The 19,650-nt window shown below is 38.3% G+C and carries 14 protein-coding genes; 11 read left to right on the top strand and 3 right to left on the bottom strand.

Going from position 1 to position 19,650, the window contains the following annotated elements:
* The first annotated feature begins 37 nt into the window (after positions 1–37).
* On the top strand, positions 38–280 hold the full coding sequence (locus AC1RRY_RS20610) for a hypothetical protein (protein ID WP_492823513.1): 243 nt from the start codon (positions 38–40) through the stop codon (positions 278–280).
* A 61-nt stretch (positions 281–341) separates the two neighbouring features.
* On the opposite strand, the gene AC1RRY_RS20605 is transcribed toward AC1RRY_RS20610, so the two are convergent.
* Positions 342–2,153, bottom strand: coding sequence for a M61 family metallopeptidase (locus tag AC1RRY_RS20605; RefSeq protein ID WP_492823515.1), 1,812 nt, complete (start codon positions 2,151–2,153; stop codon positions 342–344).
* A gap of 270 nt (positions 2,154–2,423) precedes the next feature.
* On the opposite strand from AC1RRY_RS20605, the gene AC1RRY_RS20600 reads away from it, so the two are divergent.
* From AC1RRY_RS20600 to trmB, 6 genes are all read left to right on the top strand, one after another.
* Positions 2,424–5,435: a tetratricopeptide repeat protein gene (locus AC1RRY_RS20600; RefSeq protein WP_492823517.1), complete on the top strand. Its 3,012-nt coding sequence runs from the start codon at positions 2,424–2,426 to the stop codon at positions 5,433–5,435.
* A gap of 49 nt (positions 5,436–5,484) precedes the next feature.
* Positions 5,485–7,176, top strand: a complete 1,692-nt coding sequence (locus tag AC1RRY_RS20595) for a TonB-dependent receptor (protein WP_492823519.1) — start codon at positions 5,485–5,487, stop codon at positions 7,174–7,176.
* A gap of 39 nt (positions 7,177–7,215) precedes the next feature.
* Positions 7,216–8,292 (top strand): HU domain-containing protein, encoded by a 1,077-nt coding sequence (locus AC1RRY_RS20590; protein WP_492823521.1) that lies wholly within the window; start codon positions 7,216–7,218, stop codon positions 8,290–8,292.
* Positions 8,293–8,375: 83 nt separating this feature from the next.
* The gene (locus AC1RRY_RS20585) at positions 8,376–9,377 is read left to right on the top strand and encodes a hypothetical protein (protein WP_492823523.1); all 1,002 of its coding nucleotides are present in this window, start codon (positions 8,376–8,378) and stop codon (positions 9,375–9,377) included.
* Positions 9,378–9,456: 79 nt separating this feature from the next.
* Positions 9,457–10,773, top strand: coding sequence for a bifunctional folylpolyglutamate synthase/dihydrofolate synthase (locus tag AC1RRY_RS20580; RefSeq protein WP_492823525.1), 1,317 nt, complete (start codon positions 9,457–9,459; stop codon positions 10,771–10,773).
* A gap of 205 nt (positions 10,774–10,978) precedes the next feature.
* Positions 10,979–11,632, top strand: coding sequence for a tRNA (guanosine(46)-N7)-methyltransferase TrmB (gene trmB / locus AC1RRY_RS20575; protein WP_492823527.1), 654 nt, complete (start codon positions 10,979–10,981; stop codon positions 11,630–11,632).
* A 59-nt stretch (positions 11,633–11,691) separates the two neighbouring features.
* Here the strand turns inward: trmB and gap are convergent, their stop codons facing one another.
* The gene (gap, locus tag AC1RRY_RS20570; protein ID WP_492823529.1) at positions 11,692–12,699 is read right to left on the bottom strand and encodes a type I glyceraldehyde-3-phosphate dehydrogenase; all 1,008 of its coding nucleotides are present in this window, start codon (positions 12,697–12,699) and stop codon (positions 11,692–11,694) included.
* A gap of 429 nt (positions 12,700–13,128) precedes the next feature.
* Between gap and AC1RRY_RS20565 the strand changes: the two genes are divergently transcribed.
* The 4 genes from AC1RRY_RS20565 (at position 13,129) to AC1RRY_RS20550 (ending at position 18,117) form a co-directional block, all read left to right on the top strand.
* Positions 13,129–13,938: a 2,3,4,5-tetrahydropyridine-2,6-dicarboxylate N-succinyltransferase gene (locus AC1RRY_RS20565; protein ID WP_492823531.1), complete on the top strand. Its 810-nt coding sequence runs from the start codon at positions 13,129–13,131 to the stop codon at positions 13,936–13,938.
* Between the two features lie 871 nt (positions 13,939–14,809).
* Positions 14,810–15,241: a helix-turn-helix transcriptional regulator gene (locus AC1RRY_RS20560; RefSeq protein ID WP_492823533.1), complete on the top strand. Its 432-nt coding sequence runs from the start codon at positions 14,810–14,812 to the stop codon at positions 15,239–15,241.
* Between the two features lie 1,737 nt (positions 15,242–16,978).
* Positions 16,979–17,743, top strand: coding sequence for a ParA family protein (locus AC1RRY_RS20555; protein ID WP_492823535.1), 765 nt, complete (start codon positions 16,979–16,981; stop codon positions 17,741–17,743).
* Positions 17,744–17,784: 41 nt separating this feature from the next.
* On the top strand, positions 17,785–18,117 hold the full coding sequence (locus AC1RRY_RS20550; RefSeq protein WP_492823537.1) for a hypothetical protein: 333 nt from the start codon (positions 17,785–17,787) through the stop codon (positions 18,115–18,117).
* A 319-nt stretch (positions 18,118–18,436) separates the two neighbouring features.
* Here AC1RRY_RS20550 and AC1RRY_RS20545 read toward each other — a convergent pair whose 3' ends face one another.
* Entirely contained in the window at positions 18,437–19,549 is a 1,113-nt protein-coding gene (locus AC1RRY_RS20545; protein ID WP_492823539.1) for a tetratricopeptide repeat protein, read from the bottom strand.
* Positions 19,550–19,650 lie beyond the last annotated feature (101 nt).

Raw genomic sequence — 19,650 nt, 5'->3', positions numbered from 1 at the left:
AAAATTGTGCCCCAAAATCGAAACTTCATAGACAACAATGAAATTTATAAAAGAAATTCCGAATAACTACTGCAAGACATCGCTTTATGCCTGGAACAACAAGTTCATTATCAAGTTTGAAGCTGGCATGTATGAGCAAACCTACAAAGTGAACGAATATGACGTATCTGGTGAAGATGAAATTGAAGAAATGCTGGGAGATTCGTTCATGGAGAAGGTGATTCAGCGCTTCAAGGATATGTCAGAAGACTTCGAACTGATATTGGATTCGGTGGATTAGGACATTAAAAAGGGCTCAATCTTAATGACTGAGCCCTTTTAACAAATTGATATCAAATCTATCAATTATTAATATAAAGCCACTTCTTATAAAGCATTTCCTGCTCAGCCGTTGGATTCCCCACTTTTTCAAGCTTGATCTTCACGGCCGGGTTTGGTTTCAGGGTTACGTCATATGTAAACTCTCTGCCAAAGCGTTTCACTTTTACTTTCACTATATCGCCAACCTTTTTATCGGTAATGTAACTGCCTACCGGATATTTGTTTCCGTCAATCTCCAATATCTCATCGTTCACATTCAAGCCGCCCTCGTAGGCCGAAGCACCTTTCAGAACTGTGGCTATCCTATTGGTGTTTGGTGTTAGGGTAGCACCTAAAAACGGTGTTTTGGTGTCGTATTCTTTCACGGTTTTTAATCCTACATATTGAAAGAAGGCATCATAATCAATAGCATCAGTACCCCACACATATTTCTGAAAGAAATCGTTCATGCTTTTGCCGGCCACTTTCTCGCAAGCTGCCTGAAACTCTTCGTCTTTATAACCGCGCCCATGTTTCGTGTAATACTCGCTCCAAAGTAATTTAAACACATCATCCAGGTCTTTCTTGCCTTTGGTTTCGCCTATAATAAACAGATTGATGAGCCCGCCGATTACACCACCCTTGTTGTAATAAGAAATGGTGCTGTTCTGAGAGTTTTCGTTAGGGCGGTAGTATTTTATCCAGGCATCCCAACTGGCCTCAGCTACTGACTGAACTTTCTGGCCGGGCTGGTTTTCAATACCACCAATCGAAGCCGCCGTTCTATCCTCAAATTCTTTCGGAGTAATGATACCCGCTCTCAGTAAAATATTGTTCGAATAGAATGTTGTGAAGCCCTCAGCCACCCAAAGCATGTGGGTGTAGTTTTCGTTTTCATAATCGAATGGCCCAAGAGCGATTGGTCTGATGCGTTTCACATTCCACAAGTGGAAATATTCGTGTGCTATTAAACCCATGAATCCTTTCAAGCCTGCATCAGATACATAAGCCATAGGTGAGGTCTGGCAGGTGGTAGAGTTCAAATGTTCAAGCCCACCACCCACACCCGGCAGGTGATGGATGATAAACGTATAATCTTTGCAGGGATGTACTTCGACAACCGATGCTGCCGCCTGTGTTACTTTCTTGTAGGCATCAATCACTTTTTGTTCGTCATACTCCAATGGGCCATTGCTATACATAGCCACAGAGTGAGGTATGTTCTGAATTTCAAAATTCAGCACCTTGTGTGTACCAATCTCGATGGGGCTGTCAACCACTATGTCATAATCAGGTGCATAGAATGTATTTTCTTCGCCGCTTACTTTTTTCAATCCGGTCGATATGGAGTTCCAGCCGGTATAGGGTTTAATAGCAATTTTAGAAGGCGACTTTTTCAGTTGCGGCACATACATAAAAATACTTGCGCCGTTCAGGTAGCCGTGGGTATCGTCCAGAAAACTGGTACGTACGCTCAGCTCGAAGGCATATACTTTATAGTTTACCGTCACCTCGTTGGCGCCGTTTGTATAGACACGCCAGGTGTTCTTATTGATTTTTTCTGCCTTCACTTTTTTTGCTCCGGCAGTGGCTTCAAAGCCTTCTACATTTTTTGCGTATTCACGTACCAGATAAGAGCCGGGTGTCCAGACAGGCATTTTGAAATCGACATACGCCTTTTGCGGAAGCTCTTTTATCTTCAGTATATCCGATAGTTTCAGGCTAACCTCAAAATAATGCGTTGAGGGCTTGCTCATGGATAATGTGTAGTTAATGTGCGTTACCTGCGCATTCAGCTGGTTAAACGATAGAAATACGAATAAAAAAAATAAAAAGAAATGATTTTTTTTCATTTTGCCAATGGATTAATGGATTTGTTGATGAACGAAAACAATTTTTTTTTCAGACAAACGTTTTTTGCTTGAAATTACTTCTATTTTTCTTCTTTAACAAAAATGACATTCTCTTTGATTTAAACTTTTATCTTTTAGATTGTTTATTTTTATTTTCAATAGCTACCTTTGGCTACAATTGGCCCAAGTGCTTTTACTATCAATATTACTAACCCCAAATATTGACTCTCTTAAAAAATCTCCCCGCGGGGTTGGGGGATTTCAGACCCTATGAAAAAGACGCTATTCGTTGCCACCGTCTCTTGCTTACTAAACATGGGCTTTCAGTCATACGCCCAAAACACAATTGCCTACACCGATCCGGAATCGTATTACCACAAGGGTATAGAACTTTTCCAGAAAAAAGTTTACGCTCCGGCTCGTGAGGAATTCAAACATTATATTCAATCCACACAAAAGAACCTGAATGCCAATGAGTTTAACCTCACAAATGCAGAGTACTATGCAGCTTTATCGGCACTTTATATCAAAAATCCTGATGCCGACATTGAGATTGAACGCTTTGTGGTCAACCACTCCGGTCATCCCAAAGCAAAGGTCATTTATGGCGACTTAGGGAATTATTTCTACGAAGAAGGCGATTATGCACGTGCGATTCAGTATTTTGAAAAAGCCGTTAACATCAATTCTGCTTCGGTTAAAGCATTAGAGTTTAAGTATAAAATGGCTATTTCGTATTATCTCACCAACAATTACGCAAAGGCATTGCCTTTATTTAATGAGGTAAAAACTACGGACTCTGAGTTCACGATCCATGCTTATTATTATGCAGGTGTAATTAACTACAAAAACGAGAATTATGATGAGGCGCTGGCCGATTTGAAAAAAGTAGAGAATATTGCACCCTACAGAACAGAAATTCCTAACTGGATTGCCAATATTCTATACGTTTCGAAGAAATACGACCAGCTACTGGCTTATACCGAACCTATTATTGAAAAGCCCAATGGCCGGAAAATTGACGACATGTGTCTGGTTACTGCCGAGGTGTGTTATTTCAGAGACGATTTTACCAAAGCAGCCAAGTATTACGAAAGATACAAAACATTCAGAAAGGGTTCGGTTTCCAATCAGGTGATTTTCAGGCATGCGTATAGTCTCTATAAAACCGAAAGCCATGAAAAGGCCATTGAAAATTTCAAGAAAATTGCCGGGCAGAACAATGAACTGGGCCAACAGGCTGCTTATTATCTGGGCATATCATCGTTAAAGCTTAATGACCTCAACGCTGCACTGGCTGCTTTTGAAAAAGCGAAAGGAAGCAGTTTTGATAAAATTATACAGGAAGAATCGCAGTTTAACTATGCCAAAGTAGCGATTGACATGGGTAATGGCCAAGTGGGTTTGACCGAACTCCAGAATTACCTGAAAGCTTACCCCGGCGGTAAGTATGAAGATGAAGCCAGCGAAGTAATGAGCGAGGTAATGTTTGAATCAAACAATTATGCACAAGCCATTGCTTACATAGAAGGTCTCAAAAAACGTACGCCTAAACTTAATGAAGCTTATCAGCGCCTTACGTACGGGCAAGGTGTGCTCGACTTTAATGCCGAAAGATACACCAAAGCCATAGAGTTTTTCAACAAGTCGTTGACCCAACCGATTGATAATGAGCTGAAACAAAATGCTATTTTCTGGAAAGCAGAGGCGGCTTATGCTGCCAAGCTACCGGAAGCTGCCGGTTATTACCGGGATATCATTAACGGTAACAGCAGCACTACATTGAAGCAAAAAAGTAAATATGCTTTAGGGTATCTTTATTACAACGACAAAGACTATAAACTGGCGAGCAACTATTTCAAAGATTACATAAAAGTAAGAAAAGACGAATCAAACCGCCAGAACTACGAGGATGCCATTGTGAGAATAGGTGATTGTAACCTGGCAGTGAAGAATTACGATGAGGCCATTAAGTATTACGATATGGCCATTAAAGATAACCGCACCGAGAAAGACTATGCCATGTATCAGAAGGCGCTTACGCTGACCTTCGTTGGCCGTAATCAGGAAGCTCTGCAAATCTTCGACCGCATCTCTGCTCAGTATCCAAACTCAAGGCTGGTTGATGATGCGTGGTTCCAGAATGCAACGTTGGAACTCGACAAAGGCAACTATCAGAACGCGGTAAACCTGCTTAGCAGAATGGTGCGCGAACGCCCGAAGAGTGGGCTTATTCCGCAGGCTTTAATGAAACGTGCATTGGCCTATGGCAATTTAAAGAACCATGAAGCTGCGCTAAACGATTACAAAGTAATTGTAATACGCTACGGAAAAACAGATGTAGCCGAAAACGCACTATTGGGTTTACAAGAAACATTGAATACACTGGGCAGGCCGGAAGAGTTTTCTGCCATTGTTGAAGAGTACAAAAAGGGGAATCCGGGCAGTGGTTCAGTGGAAGGACTGGAATACGAAACTGCTAAAAATCTGTATCTGAACGAAAAGCATGACAAAGCCGTTGCTGCACTTCAGAAGTTTATCAGCAGCTATCCGAACAGCAATAATATGTTTGAAGCCAAATATTATCTGGCCGACTCTTACTATATTCTGAACGATAAACCCAATGCCCTGAAATACTATAATCAGGTGGTGAGCGATAACCGCACCAGCTTTGTAACCAAGTCGGCATTGAGAGCAGCAAACATTGAAGCAGCATCTAAAAATTATAGAAATGCCATTACCAGTTACCGTGCCGTGATTATCTCATCGGCCAACAAGCGTGACATCGTCACTGCCTGGCAGGGGCTTACTGAGGCTTACTTCTTAAGTGGCAAGCAGGATTCAACCATTTACTATGCCCGTGAGATTATCAATAACAGCGGCAACATTGTAATGGGAGCCTCAAACAAAGCGCAACTGTACTTAGGTAAAGCGGCATTGGCTAAAAACGACTATACCAAAGCAGAAGAAGAATTTAAGAAAACCATTGCTCTGGCTAAGGATGTAAATGGTGCAGAGGCACAATACCTGATAGGAGAAATACAGTATCGTACTAAAAAGCACAAGGAGTCTATCAAGACCTTGCAGGATCTGGCTCAGGAGTTTTCGGAGTTTCTGGCGTGGTATGAAAAAGGATTCATGCTGATTGTTGAAAACTACATTGCCCAGAACGACTACTTCATGGCAAAAGCAACGTTAAAATCAATCATTCAGAATGCCGAAACACCTGAAACCGTTGAACTGGCCAAAGCGAAATTGAAAGAAATTGAGAATAAAGAATAAAACCAGGTGCTTTTCTGATTATTTTCCAAACATTTTAAAGTATTTCTCCATGAAATTCAAGATACAGACTCACTATAAAACGATATACACCTTTTTATTGATTGCAGGGCTTAGCCTTGGTTTTATGCCCGCAATGGCGCAGTTAGATGACGATATTATTATCACAAAAGACCGGAAAGTAGAGTTACCTCCGGCTAACAGGGTTTTCGAGAAAATCCCTCCGCTAAAGGCGAGTTCTGAAGATAAACAGATGCGCTATACCTTCTTTGACCGCAAACCCAAAGGTGTAGAAGAAGTAAAGTTTACGCCGAATGTAGTAGCTCCTGACGGCACCAAGAAAAATCAGGAACTGGAAACTTACAACAATTACGTAACCATAGGTGCGGGTAATTATGGCCGATTACTGGGTGAGGTATTTCTGAATACCAATCAGGAAAACAACATGGTTATCGGTGTGCATGCTTATCATAACTCAACTGCCCGCGGACCCGTTGACGATAAGAATTCAGCCAATATGTATGATAAGGCCGAAATAACAGGAAAATACCTGGCAGATAAGTTTCAGGTGAATGCTGGCTTTAATTATAACCGAGACCAGTACTATTTCTATGGCTATCAGCGCCCACGCGAAGACCTGGACCGTAAGGATATCCGTCAGGTCTTGAATATTGTACAGTTCAACGCAGGTTTTGAGAATACATCTCCGAATGCAAGAGTTGATTATGCCATCAAAACCAACATCAAGTCTTTAACTAATAACTATGATGCGCAGGAAACTGACTGGGGCTCTAGCTTCCGGGCCTATTTCCCGATTATTGCAGATAAGTTTGTAGCCGGTGTCGATGCCGAAGCCTATATTACTCAAAGAACTGATGATGTAGTAGACAAAAGAAACCTCTTCAGAGTTACGCCGTCTTTCAAGCTGAATTTCCGAAATTTTGGAGCTAACATAGGCTTCAAGGCTGTCAACGAGTTTGACGAGGCAAAGAAAATCAACCGCACAGCGGGTTTCCCGGCAGTAGAGCTTACCTATAAACACCGCGGCATGTATTATTTCTTTGCCGGAGTCGACGGGGATATCATCAGAAACACCCTGGGCTCAATGCTGAACGAGAATCCTTATCTGAAATCGCGCGTGCCCTTGTTGAATACAGAAAAAAGTCAGGAGTACTTCATAGGTGCCAAAGGCGATTTAGATAAAGGTTTCAGTTATAACGTAAGAGGAGCCATGGGTTACTACAAAAACCTTTATTATTTTAACAATTATACGCCTGATTTCGGAGATGCACTGGGTGATACCGCCAAGTTTACTATTTTGTATGACGATCGCCGTATGCAGTATTTCAACGTAACCTTGCAGCTAAACTACCAGCCCATTGAAATGTGGCGTACTAATCTGAAAGCAGATTTTAACCACTACGAAACAAAAAGCGATGAAAGGCCACTGCACCGTCCGCTTTTCACCACTAAGTGGGGCAATACGTTTATTGTATCTGACAAACTACTGGCTAATCTTGATCTGTATTATTTCGGCAAAACCTATGCGCGGAACCCGACCACTCAGGAACTGGTAACCAATAAAGACTTTGTTGATATAAATGCCGAATTCGATTATCTGTTCAGCAAACAATTTACAGCCTTTGTTAAGCTAAATAACCTGTTAGGGAGAAAGTACGAACGATTCTTATATTATCCGCAACAGGGTTTAAATTTTCTTGTGGGAGTCAACTTTTCATTTTAAATTAGCATAAAGATTGCCCCCGAATTTAAGTTAAACCTTATGAAACCAGTTGCAGAATACATCAGAACACTGCTTTATGAGCATGATTATGTGGCCGTTCCGAATTTCGGGGCGTTTATAGCCAACTACCTGCCATCAAGTTTGAATGATATCAGCGGGTCGCTTATGCCTCCTCAGAAAAAAATCGCCTTTAATGAGATTCTGAAGCATGATGACGGACTTCTGGCGACGTATATCTCCAGAAGAGAAAGCGTAACGATTGACGAAGCCAAAAGAACTATTCAGAGTTTTGTATCCGAAATCAAGGGTTCTCTGGCCAACGAAAAGTCTTTTCACTTTCCGCGAATCGGCCAATTCTCGTTAAATGAAGAAAACAATCTGGTTTTTGATCCTGATCGCCGGAACAACTTTTTCAGCGAGAGTTTCGGTTTCGAAAGCATTTTCCCCCGGACAGTAGATAAACCAAGTTATATGGTAAGCCATACTTTTGAAGAGGAAGATGAATTGGCTATTGAAGAAGAATCTTATACTACAACGGGCGGTATATCTAAGTGGAAATACGTTTTCTATACAATACCCGTTTTGTTGGTTTCGGCCGGTCTTTATTTTGTTTTAAATTCAAACGCAAAGAACGGTGAAAGTCACACCAGAAGCAGCTTTAACCCGCTCGATTATATTCCTAAAAGAGAGGTAATTGCAGAAAAACCGGAAGAAGTTGCTCAGACCGATACTACGGGATTTGAGACTACAGTGCAGGAACAGGATAGTACCGCGCCGACAGCTGAAATAAAACCACAACCCGCCATTGAAAGTGTGGCTGAAGCAAAAACAGTTGAAAAACCTGTGGAAACAGCCAAAAGAACAGAAACATTACCGACAATAAATACTACTGAAAAGCGTTATTTGATTGTTTCAGGGATATTCAAAAATAAAGGAAACGTAGAAAGACTTAGTGCTAATTTACTTAAGAATGGTTTTTCGCCAAGAGTAGTTGAAGCCGAAGGATTGATGAAAGTAATAGCTGCCGAAGCTGATACCCGCGACGAAGCCGAGGTTATTGCCTACAGACATCATCAATTGATAGGAGAAAAACCAGCCATTATTAAAAGTAAATAACAGTTTTCTATATATTTATAACCTGTAAGCAACACTTACAGGTTTTTTTGTAGCTCATTGTTCAAAATTAACAGCAATTATTGATGCAGACCACGACGCTCGCAGAAGACAATAAAAAGACACAATCACAGGCATTTGTGATAAGTATATTCATTTACGGTACTTTCCTTACGGTTTTGTTTTTTCTGAAACTGATCTATACTCCACCGGAAGAACCAGAGGGCGTAGAGCTAAATTATGGCATCGATTTAGTGGGCACAGGAGACCTGCAGACCACCAATAAGGCAAATCCGTCACCTAACAATTATGACGTTAAACCTGCGGCCAATGAAGAAGAATCAAAGCCGCTAAAAGTGAAGCCGGTAGTTACACCACCGCCAGTGGTTGATAAACCCGTAAAGGTGGTAGCTAAAGAGACACCCGCCAAACCGGTGGTTACGTCTGACGAAGAAAGCCCTGTAACAGTCAAAACAAGCGATAAGCCGGTTAAAAAAGTAGAAACAAAACCGGTAGTAAAACCGACACCCGTTGAAACTAAGGCAGAAACACCGAAACCGGAGCCTCCAAAGCCTGAACCTCCGAAAAGATCGGTAGATGACGGATCGTTATTCAAAAAGGGCACTAAAGGCTCTGCAGGCGCCAATGGAGCCAATTCAAGTTCTAATGGCACCATAGGCACGCGTGACGGCATTGGTGGTAATAATAATGGCGACGGTAAGAAGGGTGAAGTAGGCGACAAAGGTGACCCTAGAGGCACGCTGGACGGGAAAAGCCTTTATGGCAACCCGGGCAAAGGTGGCGGGTCAGGGGCATCAATCGGTGGTTTGAGCGGATGGAATAAGAAGAAACTTTCTTTGCCGAATGATGGCTCTAGCGAAACCGGAAAAATCGTATTTAAGGTCACTGTAGATGATTCGGGCGATGTTGTGGCCATCAGTGTTGCAGAGTCAACAGTGAGCCCTTCTGTGCAGAATTTTTATAAGAATTATATCCAGAAAAATCTGGGTTCATTTCTTACACCGGAAGGCACAGCTCCGGCAAGAGCTACCGGAACAATCACAATCAATATCCGGTCTGGCAACTAAGATTCAATAATTGCAGAATCTTTATTAATTTTGTAAAAAACTTTAAAAGGTGATTCTGAATCACCTTTTTTTATTGTCAATGAACTACGAGGAAACAATAGATTACTTATATGCCCTGCTCCCGGTCTTTCATCGCGAGGGCGCTAAGGCATTTAAGCCTAATCTGGATAATACTATCGCATTGTGCCAGTATCTGGGTAATCCACAAGACAAATTTAAGAGTATCCACATCGCAGGTACCAACGGAAAGGGCAGTACCTCGCATTATATGGCATCAATCCTGCAAAGTGCCGGTTACAAAACGGGTCTCTATACTTCGCCACACTTGAAAGACTACACAGAAAGATTCAGAATAAACGGTAAATCTATTGAAAAAGCGAATATAATTGAGTTCGTCGAAACCCATCGCGTATTTATTGAAGAGCTTCGACCTTCGTTTTTTGAATTGAGTGTAGCGCTGGCTTTTGACTTCTTTGCACAAGCACAAGTTGATATAGCTGTAATAGAAGTAGGCCTGGGCGGAAGGCTTGATTCAACCAATATCATCGTTCCTGAGCTCAGTATCATTACCAATATTGGTTTCGACCACATGGATCTTCTCGGCGATACACTACCCAAAATTGCCTCAGAAAAAGCAGGAATTATAAAGCCTAATGTACCTGTGGTGATATCAGAAAGACATGAACAGACCAATGAAATTTTTATAGAAAAAGCCGCGCAAGCAGAAACACCCATTTACTTTGCTGAAGACTATTTTTCGGTTGAAGAAAAGCACACAGAAAACGGGAGTTTAAAATTGATTGTAGACGTATATACTAAAGATGGTCAAGCTGTTTTCCATGGCCTGGAGTCTCAACTGATTGGTAAGTATCAATTGAAAAACCTTACAGGTGTATTTCAGGCCGTTGAAGTTCTAAGAAACAAGGGGTTTCAAATTAGCGCTCATGCCATTGCCGAAGGAATAGCAGAGGTGGTAACACACACCGGTCTGAAAGGCAGGTGGCAGGTATTGAACAATGCCCCGCTTACCATTTGTGATACCGGCCATAATGAGCACGGGCTGCGGATTATTCTGGATCAGATTGAAAAATTGTTTCAAAACGGATTCGTAAGCGGCCGGAAGCACTTTATTCTGGGCTTTGTAAAAGATAAAAACGTTGAAGAAATACTAGCTTTGTTTCCCGACGACGCTCAATATTATTTCTGTCAGGCCGATTCTCCGCGGGCTTTAGAGGCCGAAAATCTGGCAAAAATCGCAGGTTCTGTCGGTTTGTCCGGGCTTGTTATTAAAGATGTTAACGAGGCCCTAAAAACGGCTCGCGGGGCATCCGATAACGACGACTTTATTTACATAGGAGGCAGCACATTTGTAGTAGCCGAATTAAATGAACTATAATATTAATACTTTTATAAAAGTATATTTATATTGATAAGTATTAATATAAATCAGTATAATTGATAATTAAAAAAGGGGAGGAGAAGGGCTGAAAAAGTGAAAAAACAGTGCATTATTGGCACTTTTGATAAAAAATAAGAGAATCAAATTATAATAAAAATACTTTTTTTACTTTTAATAAGTATAATTTTAATTAAATAGGAGAGTGGCAAGACAAAAATTACCAAGGTTTATACATAATGCTCAGGCAGATAATGTTATTGAAAGAGGGAAGGACCTTTATACTACCATTAAAGGTCGCTGGAGAGAGATCTATTTCAAGAATAATAACCCCATTGTGTTGGAATTGGCCTGCGGAAAGGGCGAATACTCAGTAGGGCTGGCCAGGCAGTTTCCGAATAAGAATTTTATCGGTATTGATATAAAAGGAGACAGAATTGCCCGGGGCAGCAAGAGAGCAAATGACTTTAATCTGACCAATGTGGCATTTCTGAGAACGCCGATTACGTTTCTGGAAGAATTTTTTGAGGAAAACGAGGTGGATGAAATCTGGTTGATACATCCGGATCCTCAACCGAGAGACAAAGAAGAAAAAAAGAGGCTAACAAATGTAGACTTCCTGGCTTTGTATAAGAAGATACTCAAACCTGATGGCAATTTTTTCTTCAAAACCGATAACAGCGGCCTATTCGAATATTCATTAGGTACTTTTCCAGAAGCCGGCTATACTATTCTACGGCAAACAACTGATTTGTATCAATCAGAATTATTGGCAGAACACTACGACATAGTAACCCACTATGAGAAACTGTTTGTCGAAAAAGGATTCAAAATTAATTATCTGGCTGCAAAACCATAAATGAAAATGCCTGTCAGAAAATTTTCTGACAGGCATTTCAATTTCTCTTAATCTCCATACTAGATAAGCGTTGCGAAATATTTCACAGTTCTAACCAACTGGCTTACGTAACTCATTTCGTTGTCATACCAGCTAATGGTTTTCACTAATTGGTTGTCACCAACAGTAACCACCTTGGTTTGAGTAGAATCAAACAAACTTCCGTATGTGATACCGATGATATCGCTACTTACGATTTCGTCTTCATTGTAACCAAAGCTTTCGTTGCTTGCAGCTTTCATTGCAGCGTTTACTTCTTCCAATGTAACTTTTTTCTCAAGTACAACTGTAAGCTCTGTCAAGCTACCTGTAATAGTTGGCACACGTTGCGCACCGCCGTCCAGTTTACCTTTCAATTCAGGTAATACCAGGCCAATGGCTTTGGCAGCTCCTGTGCTGTTAGGTACAATGTTGGCAGCAGCAGCTCTTGCTCTGCGCAAGTCACCTTTCGGATGTGGCGCATCCAGTGTATTCTGGTCGTTAGTATAAGCATGCACAGTTGTCATACTTCCTAGTACGATTCCAAAATTATCGTTTAACGCTTTTGCCATAGGAGCCAAACAGTTAGTTGTACAACTTGCACAGCTGATGATAGTTTCGCTACCATCAAGAATACTGTGGTTTACGTTGAACACAATCGTTTTTAGGTCTCCGGTAGCAGGTGCACTGATAATTACGCGTTTAGCACCAGCAGTTAAGTGTGCAGCAGCTTTATCTTTATCGGTAAAGAATCCTGTACATTCTAAAACTACATCTACTTCATGAGTACCCCACGGAATCTCAGCAGGACTTCTTTGCGCATAGATTTTTATTTCTTCGCCATTAACAACGATGCTACTGTCAGTAGAATTCACATCTGCTTCAAAACGGCCTTGTGCACTATCATATTTTAGTAAATGAGCTAGAACCGAAGGACTCGTTAAATCGTTAATCGCAACTACATCAATTCCTTCCATGTTGTAAATCTGGCGATAGGCAAGTCTACCAATACGGCCAAATCCATTAATAGCTACTTTAATTTTCGACATATTTTAAATATATTGGTTTAAGTGGTACGATATTGCAAGTTAAGAAGATTTTTTCTATTAATAAAAACTGAGATTATTTTCAAGATTAAATATTTGCTACCAAATCTTTAAAACTAAACATTATAGTAATTAACTACTAATTACATGTTAATATGGTTAGTAACTAACCTAATACATTTAGTTATATACTAATTAATACTTTGCGCTAAATTACTAATGCAGTATTTCCTATTGTGTCATAACTTATTTAACTATACTGCATAAATACTTAAAGTAGGGTGGGTGTTGTTAATATAATAATATACCCCTAACTTTGTCACCGGTAAAAGGGAATTAATTATCTACTTAAAAAACACTTAAAATTAATAGTTAAATAGCTTATAATCAGTCATATACATTATTTTTATTAATATTTAAATTAAACACCTAATGTCTTTAAAAACAATTATTGAAGCTGCCTGGGAAGACCGTTCGCTCTTAAATGATACGGCTACAAAAAGCGCAATTGAAACAATTATAAGTGAGGTTAATGATGGAATCATTCGTGTTGCCAGTCCTAATGAAGATGGAAGCTGGACAACCCATGACTGGATCAAAAAGGCAATCATACTATATTTCCCACTTCAGCAGATGAGTATTCAGGAAGTGGGCATCTTTGAATATCACGATAAAATGAAGCTTAAAACCGGTTATGATAAGATTGGCGTACGTGTAGTACCCCCTGCCGTTGCCCGTTATGGCTCATATCTGGCAAAAGGAGTAATCCTGATGCCCTCTTATGTAAATATAGGCGCTTATGTTGACTCAGGCACAATGGTTGATACCTGGGCTACTGTGGGCAGTTGTGCTCAAATCGGTAAGGATGTGCATCTGAGCGGCGGTGTAGGCATAGGAGGTGTATTGGAACCGGCTCAGGCGTCGCCTGTTATTATTGAAGATGGTGCCTTTATTGGTTCGCGTTGTATCGTGGTTGAAGGCGCCAGAATAGGCAAAAGAGCCGTTTTAGGCGCTGGCGTTACTATTACAAGCAGTTCGAAAATTATAGACGTTAACACCGGCCAGGAGTATGTAGGGTTTGTACCTGAAAATTCGGTTGTTATTCCCGGAATGCTACCTAAAAAATATCCGGCAGGCGATTTCGGAGTACCTTGTGCTTTAATTATAGGTAAACGCAAAACAAGCACAGACCTTAAAACGTCATTAAATGATGCGCTAAGAGAGAATAATGTGTCAGTTTAAAATACTAAATCATAAGTTATTCAAAAGGGTGGCAATGTATATTGCCACCCTTTTTTATTGTTTATAAAAGTAATATGAGTATTTACAAAATACAACACTTCTCAAGCTATTATTACATTATTAAATTAGTCCTTTCATAATAATTTCTAATGTTTTATAACGCTATTAATCTTCCAGGCATCTATCACAAGCTTTTATGTATAATTCCAATTAAATTACATATCACTTTTGTTAATTGTTTCCATCAAGTGAATAACCTGAATAGTAAGAGATATAGACTACAATTTAAATAAGTAATCACATTCGCAGCAGATCAGGAATAAACAAAAAAAAAGCCCAATCTAAAGGAAGATTGGACTTTCTGACGATTGAATCCCAAATTGTTGGCATTTCTACCTACAAATTAAACCTTTACTTAAATTTATCTTTAATGATTATGTTAGAAAGCATGTAAATCTGATACAAATATAGTTTACAAGAATTAACTGTCAAGTAATAATTTGGAAATTTTATATACTATTTCTTAACATTATTAAATTCATGATAAATTTATCGCGATAGGTCTACTTTATATCTTCAACCCACTCATCCATCTACGTATAAATATAATGTGTCCACCTCGTTATCCCGGGGATATATAAATGCATTACTCAAGAATCATATAATGGTTTGATTATAAGTCTATTAACGGATTAATCAGGTCGTACTACTTACTATTTACATTAAGAAAATAATTATTTACAAAAGTACTTGATTTGTGTTTGTAAACTATTTATATTTGTACATAATTAATTTAGATAAGTTAATTATGTACTTCTGCTGTATTTACTATTTTAAATAAATCGTGCTTACAATTATAAATTATTAGTTTATGAAGTTAAATGAAAAGATACGCCGATTCATTAATGACAAGGACTTGACATCTACAAAGTTCGCAGATGAGATTGGAGTGCCCAGACCAAGCATTTCGCATATTTTATCAGACAGAAATAAGCCGAGTCTGGAAATTGTGCAGAAAATTTACAAAAGATACCCTGAATTGGGTTTTGATTGGTTTTTGGAGGACGATGAGAATGAGACTTTGAATAGCACTCAAACACTTAATAATCAGCTTGTTACGCCTCAAAAAAAGGCAGCATCTCCCTTACGAGAATTGAATGAGAGAAAAACGACGGATAATCTACCGTCACATGCAAATCTCAGCAGCTCAATTTTTCCTAATTTCTCTCATGGTAACGTCGCGAGAATAATTGTTGTCTATACTGATGGTAACACCCAGGTCTTTGAAGCAAGCAATGCTTAAATACTAATCGCTGTATTTGTTTGGGGACATGCTCGTTCTTAAGAATTGAGGGTGCAGGTAATTTGAGCAGCAAAGCATACCGGCTAATAGCACTTATATGAATAATACATTTGAGGTCTTCAATACTATTTTACAGTGAAGTACATTTATTACATTCCGTAAATTAATATACATTCAAATTGAATAATACGGCAGGTAATAAATATTTGTAATAGTTTATCAATACTATTCTATTATTTTCAAACTAACTAAATGGTTAAATTAATTTTATACTATATAATTTAAATAATTAATAAAATTCAATTTATATAATTTAATTATTTTATACATTATGTACATAAATTTACATTATAAAAGTTTAGTTATTATTGAATGCTATTTAATGTATATAAATTATTTATAATATCAAAACATATAAAAAGAATTATACATTCGAAAAGTATTTAAAATATAAACCTATTTGTTTGACTAATAATTTCAGGGAGTTCACAAACTGATTTCGCATAAATGAAACTGATGCCAGGTTTCAGACTCATCAGTAAAAAGAAAGTGTCTTAGGTGGAGGGCTGTCAATCCTGAATTATGGTATTATATATAATGTCTACTTCTGGCATTCCTAAATATTGTTCCGGACAATCATAGGGTGATATCAAATATTGAAAGATGCGGAGACTACTAATAGAATCTATCAGATACTTTTAGAGAGCAGACGCTAATCCCGGACCGGAAACAGCAACACCGTAATTTAGATTTAGATATATTATAAAGACTGAAGAATATATCAGGTTAGGATGATGGTTCTCAAACTGCAAACATAGTAAGGTTAATGTTGTTTTACTGAATCCATAAATTGAGAATAGAAAGAGATGCAGAAGTTTGTTATTCACAGTTACCGGCCAGAACTAAACAATAATTATGTGGGGCGATTAGTGGGAGTCGAATCTGAAATTAAAATTTGACGCAATATGAAGTCTTAAGTTTTTTGAAATATTCTCTTTGCATTGATCAACATGAGCTTACATAAGTTCAGAATTTAAATCGCCGAAGCAAGACTATTTAAATGGAAGTCCGGGCATTTTTTCGGGCAAAACATGAAAATGACAAATTGCAATGTTAAACCTGAAAAACGGAGCCAATTTTAAGGCCTCAAATTTCGTTTCTAAGACACTTTCATATCAGGATGCGGGCATCTCTTCAATTTAACTCATGAAATCTCCTGAATGGCCTTATTTTCGAAACAAAATTACGCAAATACTATTATTACTAATCATACATACATATAAATATAATTAAGGTAAGTATGTAATAGACATATAATACATTTTATTAATTACCATATTCATAATATTTTATATTTAGTATTAATACAATAAATAAGAATTTAAAATTATTATTCAATCTATAAATATCATTTAATTCAAATATTTTAAATAATATAGTACTTTTATATTAGTATTGTATTTATATATTATTTAAAACTTTCTTATTTTATAATAAATACTAAAAATAGTTTATTTTTTTGTATGTATTAATAAAACTTTTAGTTTAAATATTTATCAATAATACTAATCATTTATTTTGTATTTATATATTTTAATATTACTAAATGAAATGTTACTAATAGAACATACTAATCTTATCGTATAAACATTATTATTAATAAAAGTTATTCTTTTAGTATTGTTACTACGGGTGATTTATTCTATATTGCCAAACAATATTATTCATATACAACCAATGACAATTAGTGTAGTTAACAACAAAGGGGGAGTAGGTAAAACTACATCGACCCAGAATCTTGGTGCTGCTTTCCGGAAATTCGCAGATGCTCGGGTGCTATTTATTGATCTGGACGGCCAAGCCAGCCTTACCAGGTGTTTTGGGGTGCTGGAAACTCAAGTTGGGAAAAACCATGTAGGAAATTACCTGAGTGGTGAGCTCCCGTTTGAAACCGTTGTGATTAAAACGGCGATCGGAGATCTGCTACCAAGTGCTGCAGAACTGAATGCAAAAGAAGATGTGATTAAAGCATCGCCTGTATTTCCGTTTAACTTAAAGCTACTGTTAGAAAAGATTAAGAAGAATTATGATTACATCATGATCGATTGTCCGCCGACATTATCAGGAATGACAAGAATAGCCCTGATTGCCTGCGACATGTATCTGGTGCCTTTGCAGGCCGAATATTTAAGTTATGAAGGTTTGAGAAATTTTTTATCTTATTCGTCGGAACTACAACAGATAAGCCCTCAAACTAAGCTGGGTGGCGTGTTTGCAACACGGTATAACCCAAGAATAAACAAAAAACTCAGCAATGAGATTATAGAAGCCACCAAGCAACAGTTAGGTGATTCGTTTTTCGTTACCACCATCAGAGATAACATTGCTATTTCAGAAGCTCAGGCGAGTGGACAGGATATCTTCACGTATGCTCCGGAAAGTAACGGAGCCATGGACTATTATAAATTAACTAAGGAGATTTTAAACAGCTTTAATAAGTAAAATGAGCGTTAGAATCGATTCTTCAATAAAACTTTAAGAAAATGGCAAAAAATAGAAATTTTACATTTGAAAGTTTAGTTCCGACCAAATCGGCTGAACAACCAGCGGCGGCGGCGCTGACGAGTAATCAAACCGTATTAATGGCTCTGCAAGATAGTGGACCATCTACTAAAGTTACGTTTGATTGTCCGAATGATTTGGTTGAAACCATGAAAGATTACGGGTACTGGGAAGGCATGTCACAAAAAGATATAATTATAGAGGCGCTGGGAGTTTTCTTTGGAGGTAAAAAAATAAAAGAACGACCAGAAAAAGTGAAACAACGGAAAAAAGTTGGTAGAAAACCAAAAGCATTAAAGGCATTTCTTAGTTGAAATGCTTTTTTTTATTTGCGAGCTTTTCATAGCCGTATATATTATGGGAATGATCGAATCCAGCCAAATCTCAGGTGAATCCGGATATTCATATTTTAGTTATATAATTTATATTATGTTAAATAGAATAATCATAACCTGCCCTCTTAAACCATTCTCCGGTTCATTCCGATTGAGTTGAATGAAACAGATATATTTGTGGTGATATGCATTTATTATTATCATAGCCGTTTTTGAATTGAACCTACGATAAAAGCCATAAAAAAGCCCTTAGAAGTATTTCTAAGGGCTTTTTTGTAATTTGTATTGCTACAATTATTTATTTTCTTTTGGCACATTGCTCAAGAACCGCAGTCAGATTTGTCAGGTTGTCTGTCAATTCTTGTTCCTGTGGTTTACCTTCTTTTTCTCTCACCGACTTGCAAATGTCAAAATATGGTTTTGCTTCAGCAAATTTGGCACAAGCTTTATCCTCAATCGCTTTACCGCCATTTTTCTGATACTCTTTCATATCCATTTTATCAACCTCTTCTTTGATTTTAACCGCCTGGTTGAAGTAAAAAACACCAAGGTTGAAGTTACAATCGTAATTATTTGGTTCAATTGCCAATACTTTTTTGTACCAAACCAACGCCTCATCTTTTTTGTCTTTGTTATCGTAAAGAATAGCCAGATTCAGCATGTTGTTTACGTTGGTTGGATCAGCCTCTGCCAGTTTTTTCAATTCGTCAATGGCTTCATCAGCATTTCCGCTCGATAATTGCAGATTCACCAGCGTTCCTTTCAGATCTTTGTCGCCAGGGTTAGCTGCGATACCTTTTTTAAGGACTTCAATAGCTTTAGCAGTATTGTTTTCGCCTTTATAAACTTCAGATAAGCTGTAGAAAACCGCAGCATCTTTACCACCTTGCTCAATAAATTTAGTAAAGTGTACTTTAGCTGCAGCATTATCTTTGGCCAATTGAGCAACTATGCCTGAGTATAACGAAGCTGTTGTATCTTTTGGGCTTACATCTGAAGCCAATCTGAATAATTTATGCGCATTCGAAAAACTCTTAGCGTTATAAAAACTTGCCCCTTGCTGCATGAGAGCCGTATAAATTTTCTGGCTTGTCAATGCTGTTTCGATATCTTTGGCACCTTTGCCACCAGCTTCAACTTCAAGGGCCTTTTTATAGGTATTGTATGCTTTTTCAGATGCTAAAGAATCTTTACCGCAATTGATGGCCATATCCTCATAAGCTAAAGCGAGTTTAACCCATGTAGCAGATTTGGCACCTTTTTTAGCATCCTGGCTTGCTTTCTCTCCTCTAGCGATTTCGTCAGCAGCAGACTTACATTGTGCATCTCTTAGCTGGTTATCAAGTCCTGATTGCGCAAATGCGCCTGCCGTAAACATTGATAAGACAGACACAAAAATGGTTTTTCTCATATTTCTGTTGATTTTTAAGATGTTTAAACGTTTAGGGTTAGACAATTTAATTTCGCGAAAAATAGGGATTTTCAGGAAATTAACAAAGCATTAACACAAAA

Source organism: Emticicia sp. GW821-FHT11C11 (assembly GCF_058808615.1).
The sequence above is the reverse complement of the archived record's forward strand: the minus strand, read 5'-3'. Positions and strand labels throughout refer to the sequence as shown.

Coding starts and splice junctions, on each gene's coding strand:
- AC1RRY_RS20580 (WP_492823525.1), top strand. CDS start 9,457: ATGAACTACGAGGAAACAATAGATTACTTATATGCCCTGCTCCCGGTC.
- AC1RRY_RS20555 (WP_492823535.1), top strand. CDS start 16,979: ATGACAATTAGTGTAGTTAACAACAAAGGGGGAGTAGGTAAAACTACA.
- AC1RRY_RS20560 (WP_492823533.1), top strand. CDS start 14,810: ATGAAGTTAAATGAAAAGATACGCCGATTCATTAATGACAAGGACTTG.
- AC1RRY_RS20550 (WP_492823537.1), top strand. CDS start 17,785: ATGGCAAAAAATAGAAATTTTACATTTGAAAGTTTAGTTCCGACCAAA.
- AC1RRY_RS20600 (WP_492823517.1), top strand. CDS start 2,424: ATGAAAAAGACGCTATTCGTTGCCACCGTCTCTTGCTTACTAAACATG.
- AC1RRY_RS20605 (WP_492823515.1), bottom strand. CDS start 2,153: ATGAAAAAAAATCATTTCTTTTTATTTTTTTTATTCGTATTTCTATCG.
- AC1RRY_RS20610 (WP_492823513.1), top strand. CDS start 38: ATGAAATTTATAAAAGAAATTCCGAATAACTACTGCAAGACATCGCTT.
- AC1RRY_RS20590 (WP_492823521.1), top strand. CDS start 7,216: ATGAAACCAGTTGCAGAATACATCAGAACACTGCTTTATGAGCATGAT.
- AC1RRY_RS20585 (WP_492823523.1), top strand. CDS start 8,376: ATGCAGACCACGACGCTCGCAGAAGACAATAAAAAGACACAATCACAG.
- AC1RRY_RS20565 (WP_492823531.1), top strand. CDS start 13,129: ATGTCTTTAAAAACAATTATTGAAGCTGCCTGGGAAGACCGTTCGCTC.
- gap (WP_492823529.1), bottom strand. CDS start 12,699: ATGTCGAAAATTAAAGTAGCTATTAATGGATTTGGCCGTATTGGTAGA.
- AC1RRY_RS20595 (WP_492823519.1), top strand. CDS start 5,485: ATGAAATTCAAGATACAGACTCACTATAAAACGATATACACCTTTTTA.
- AC1RRY_RS20545 (WP_492823539.1), bottom strand. CDS start 19,549: ATGAGAAAAACCATTTTTGTGTCTGTCTTATCAATGTTTACGGCAGGC.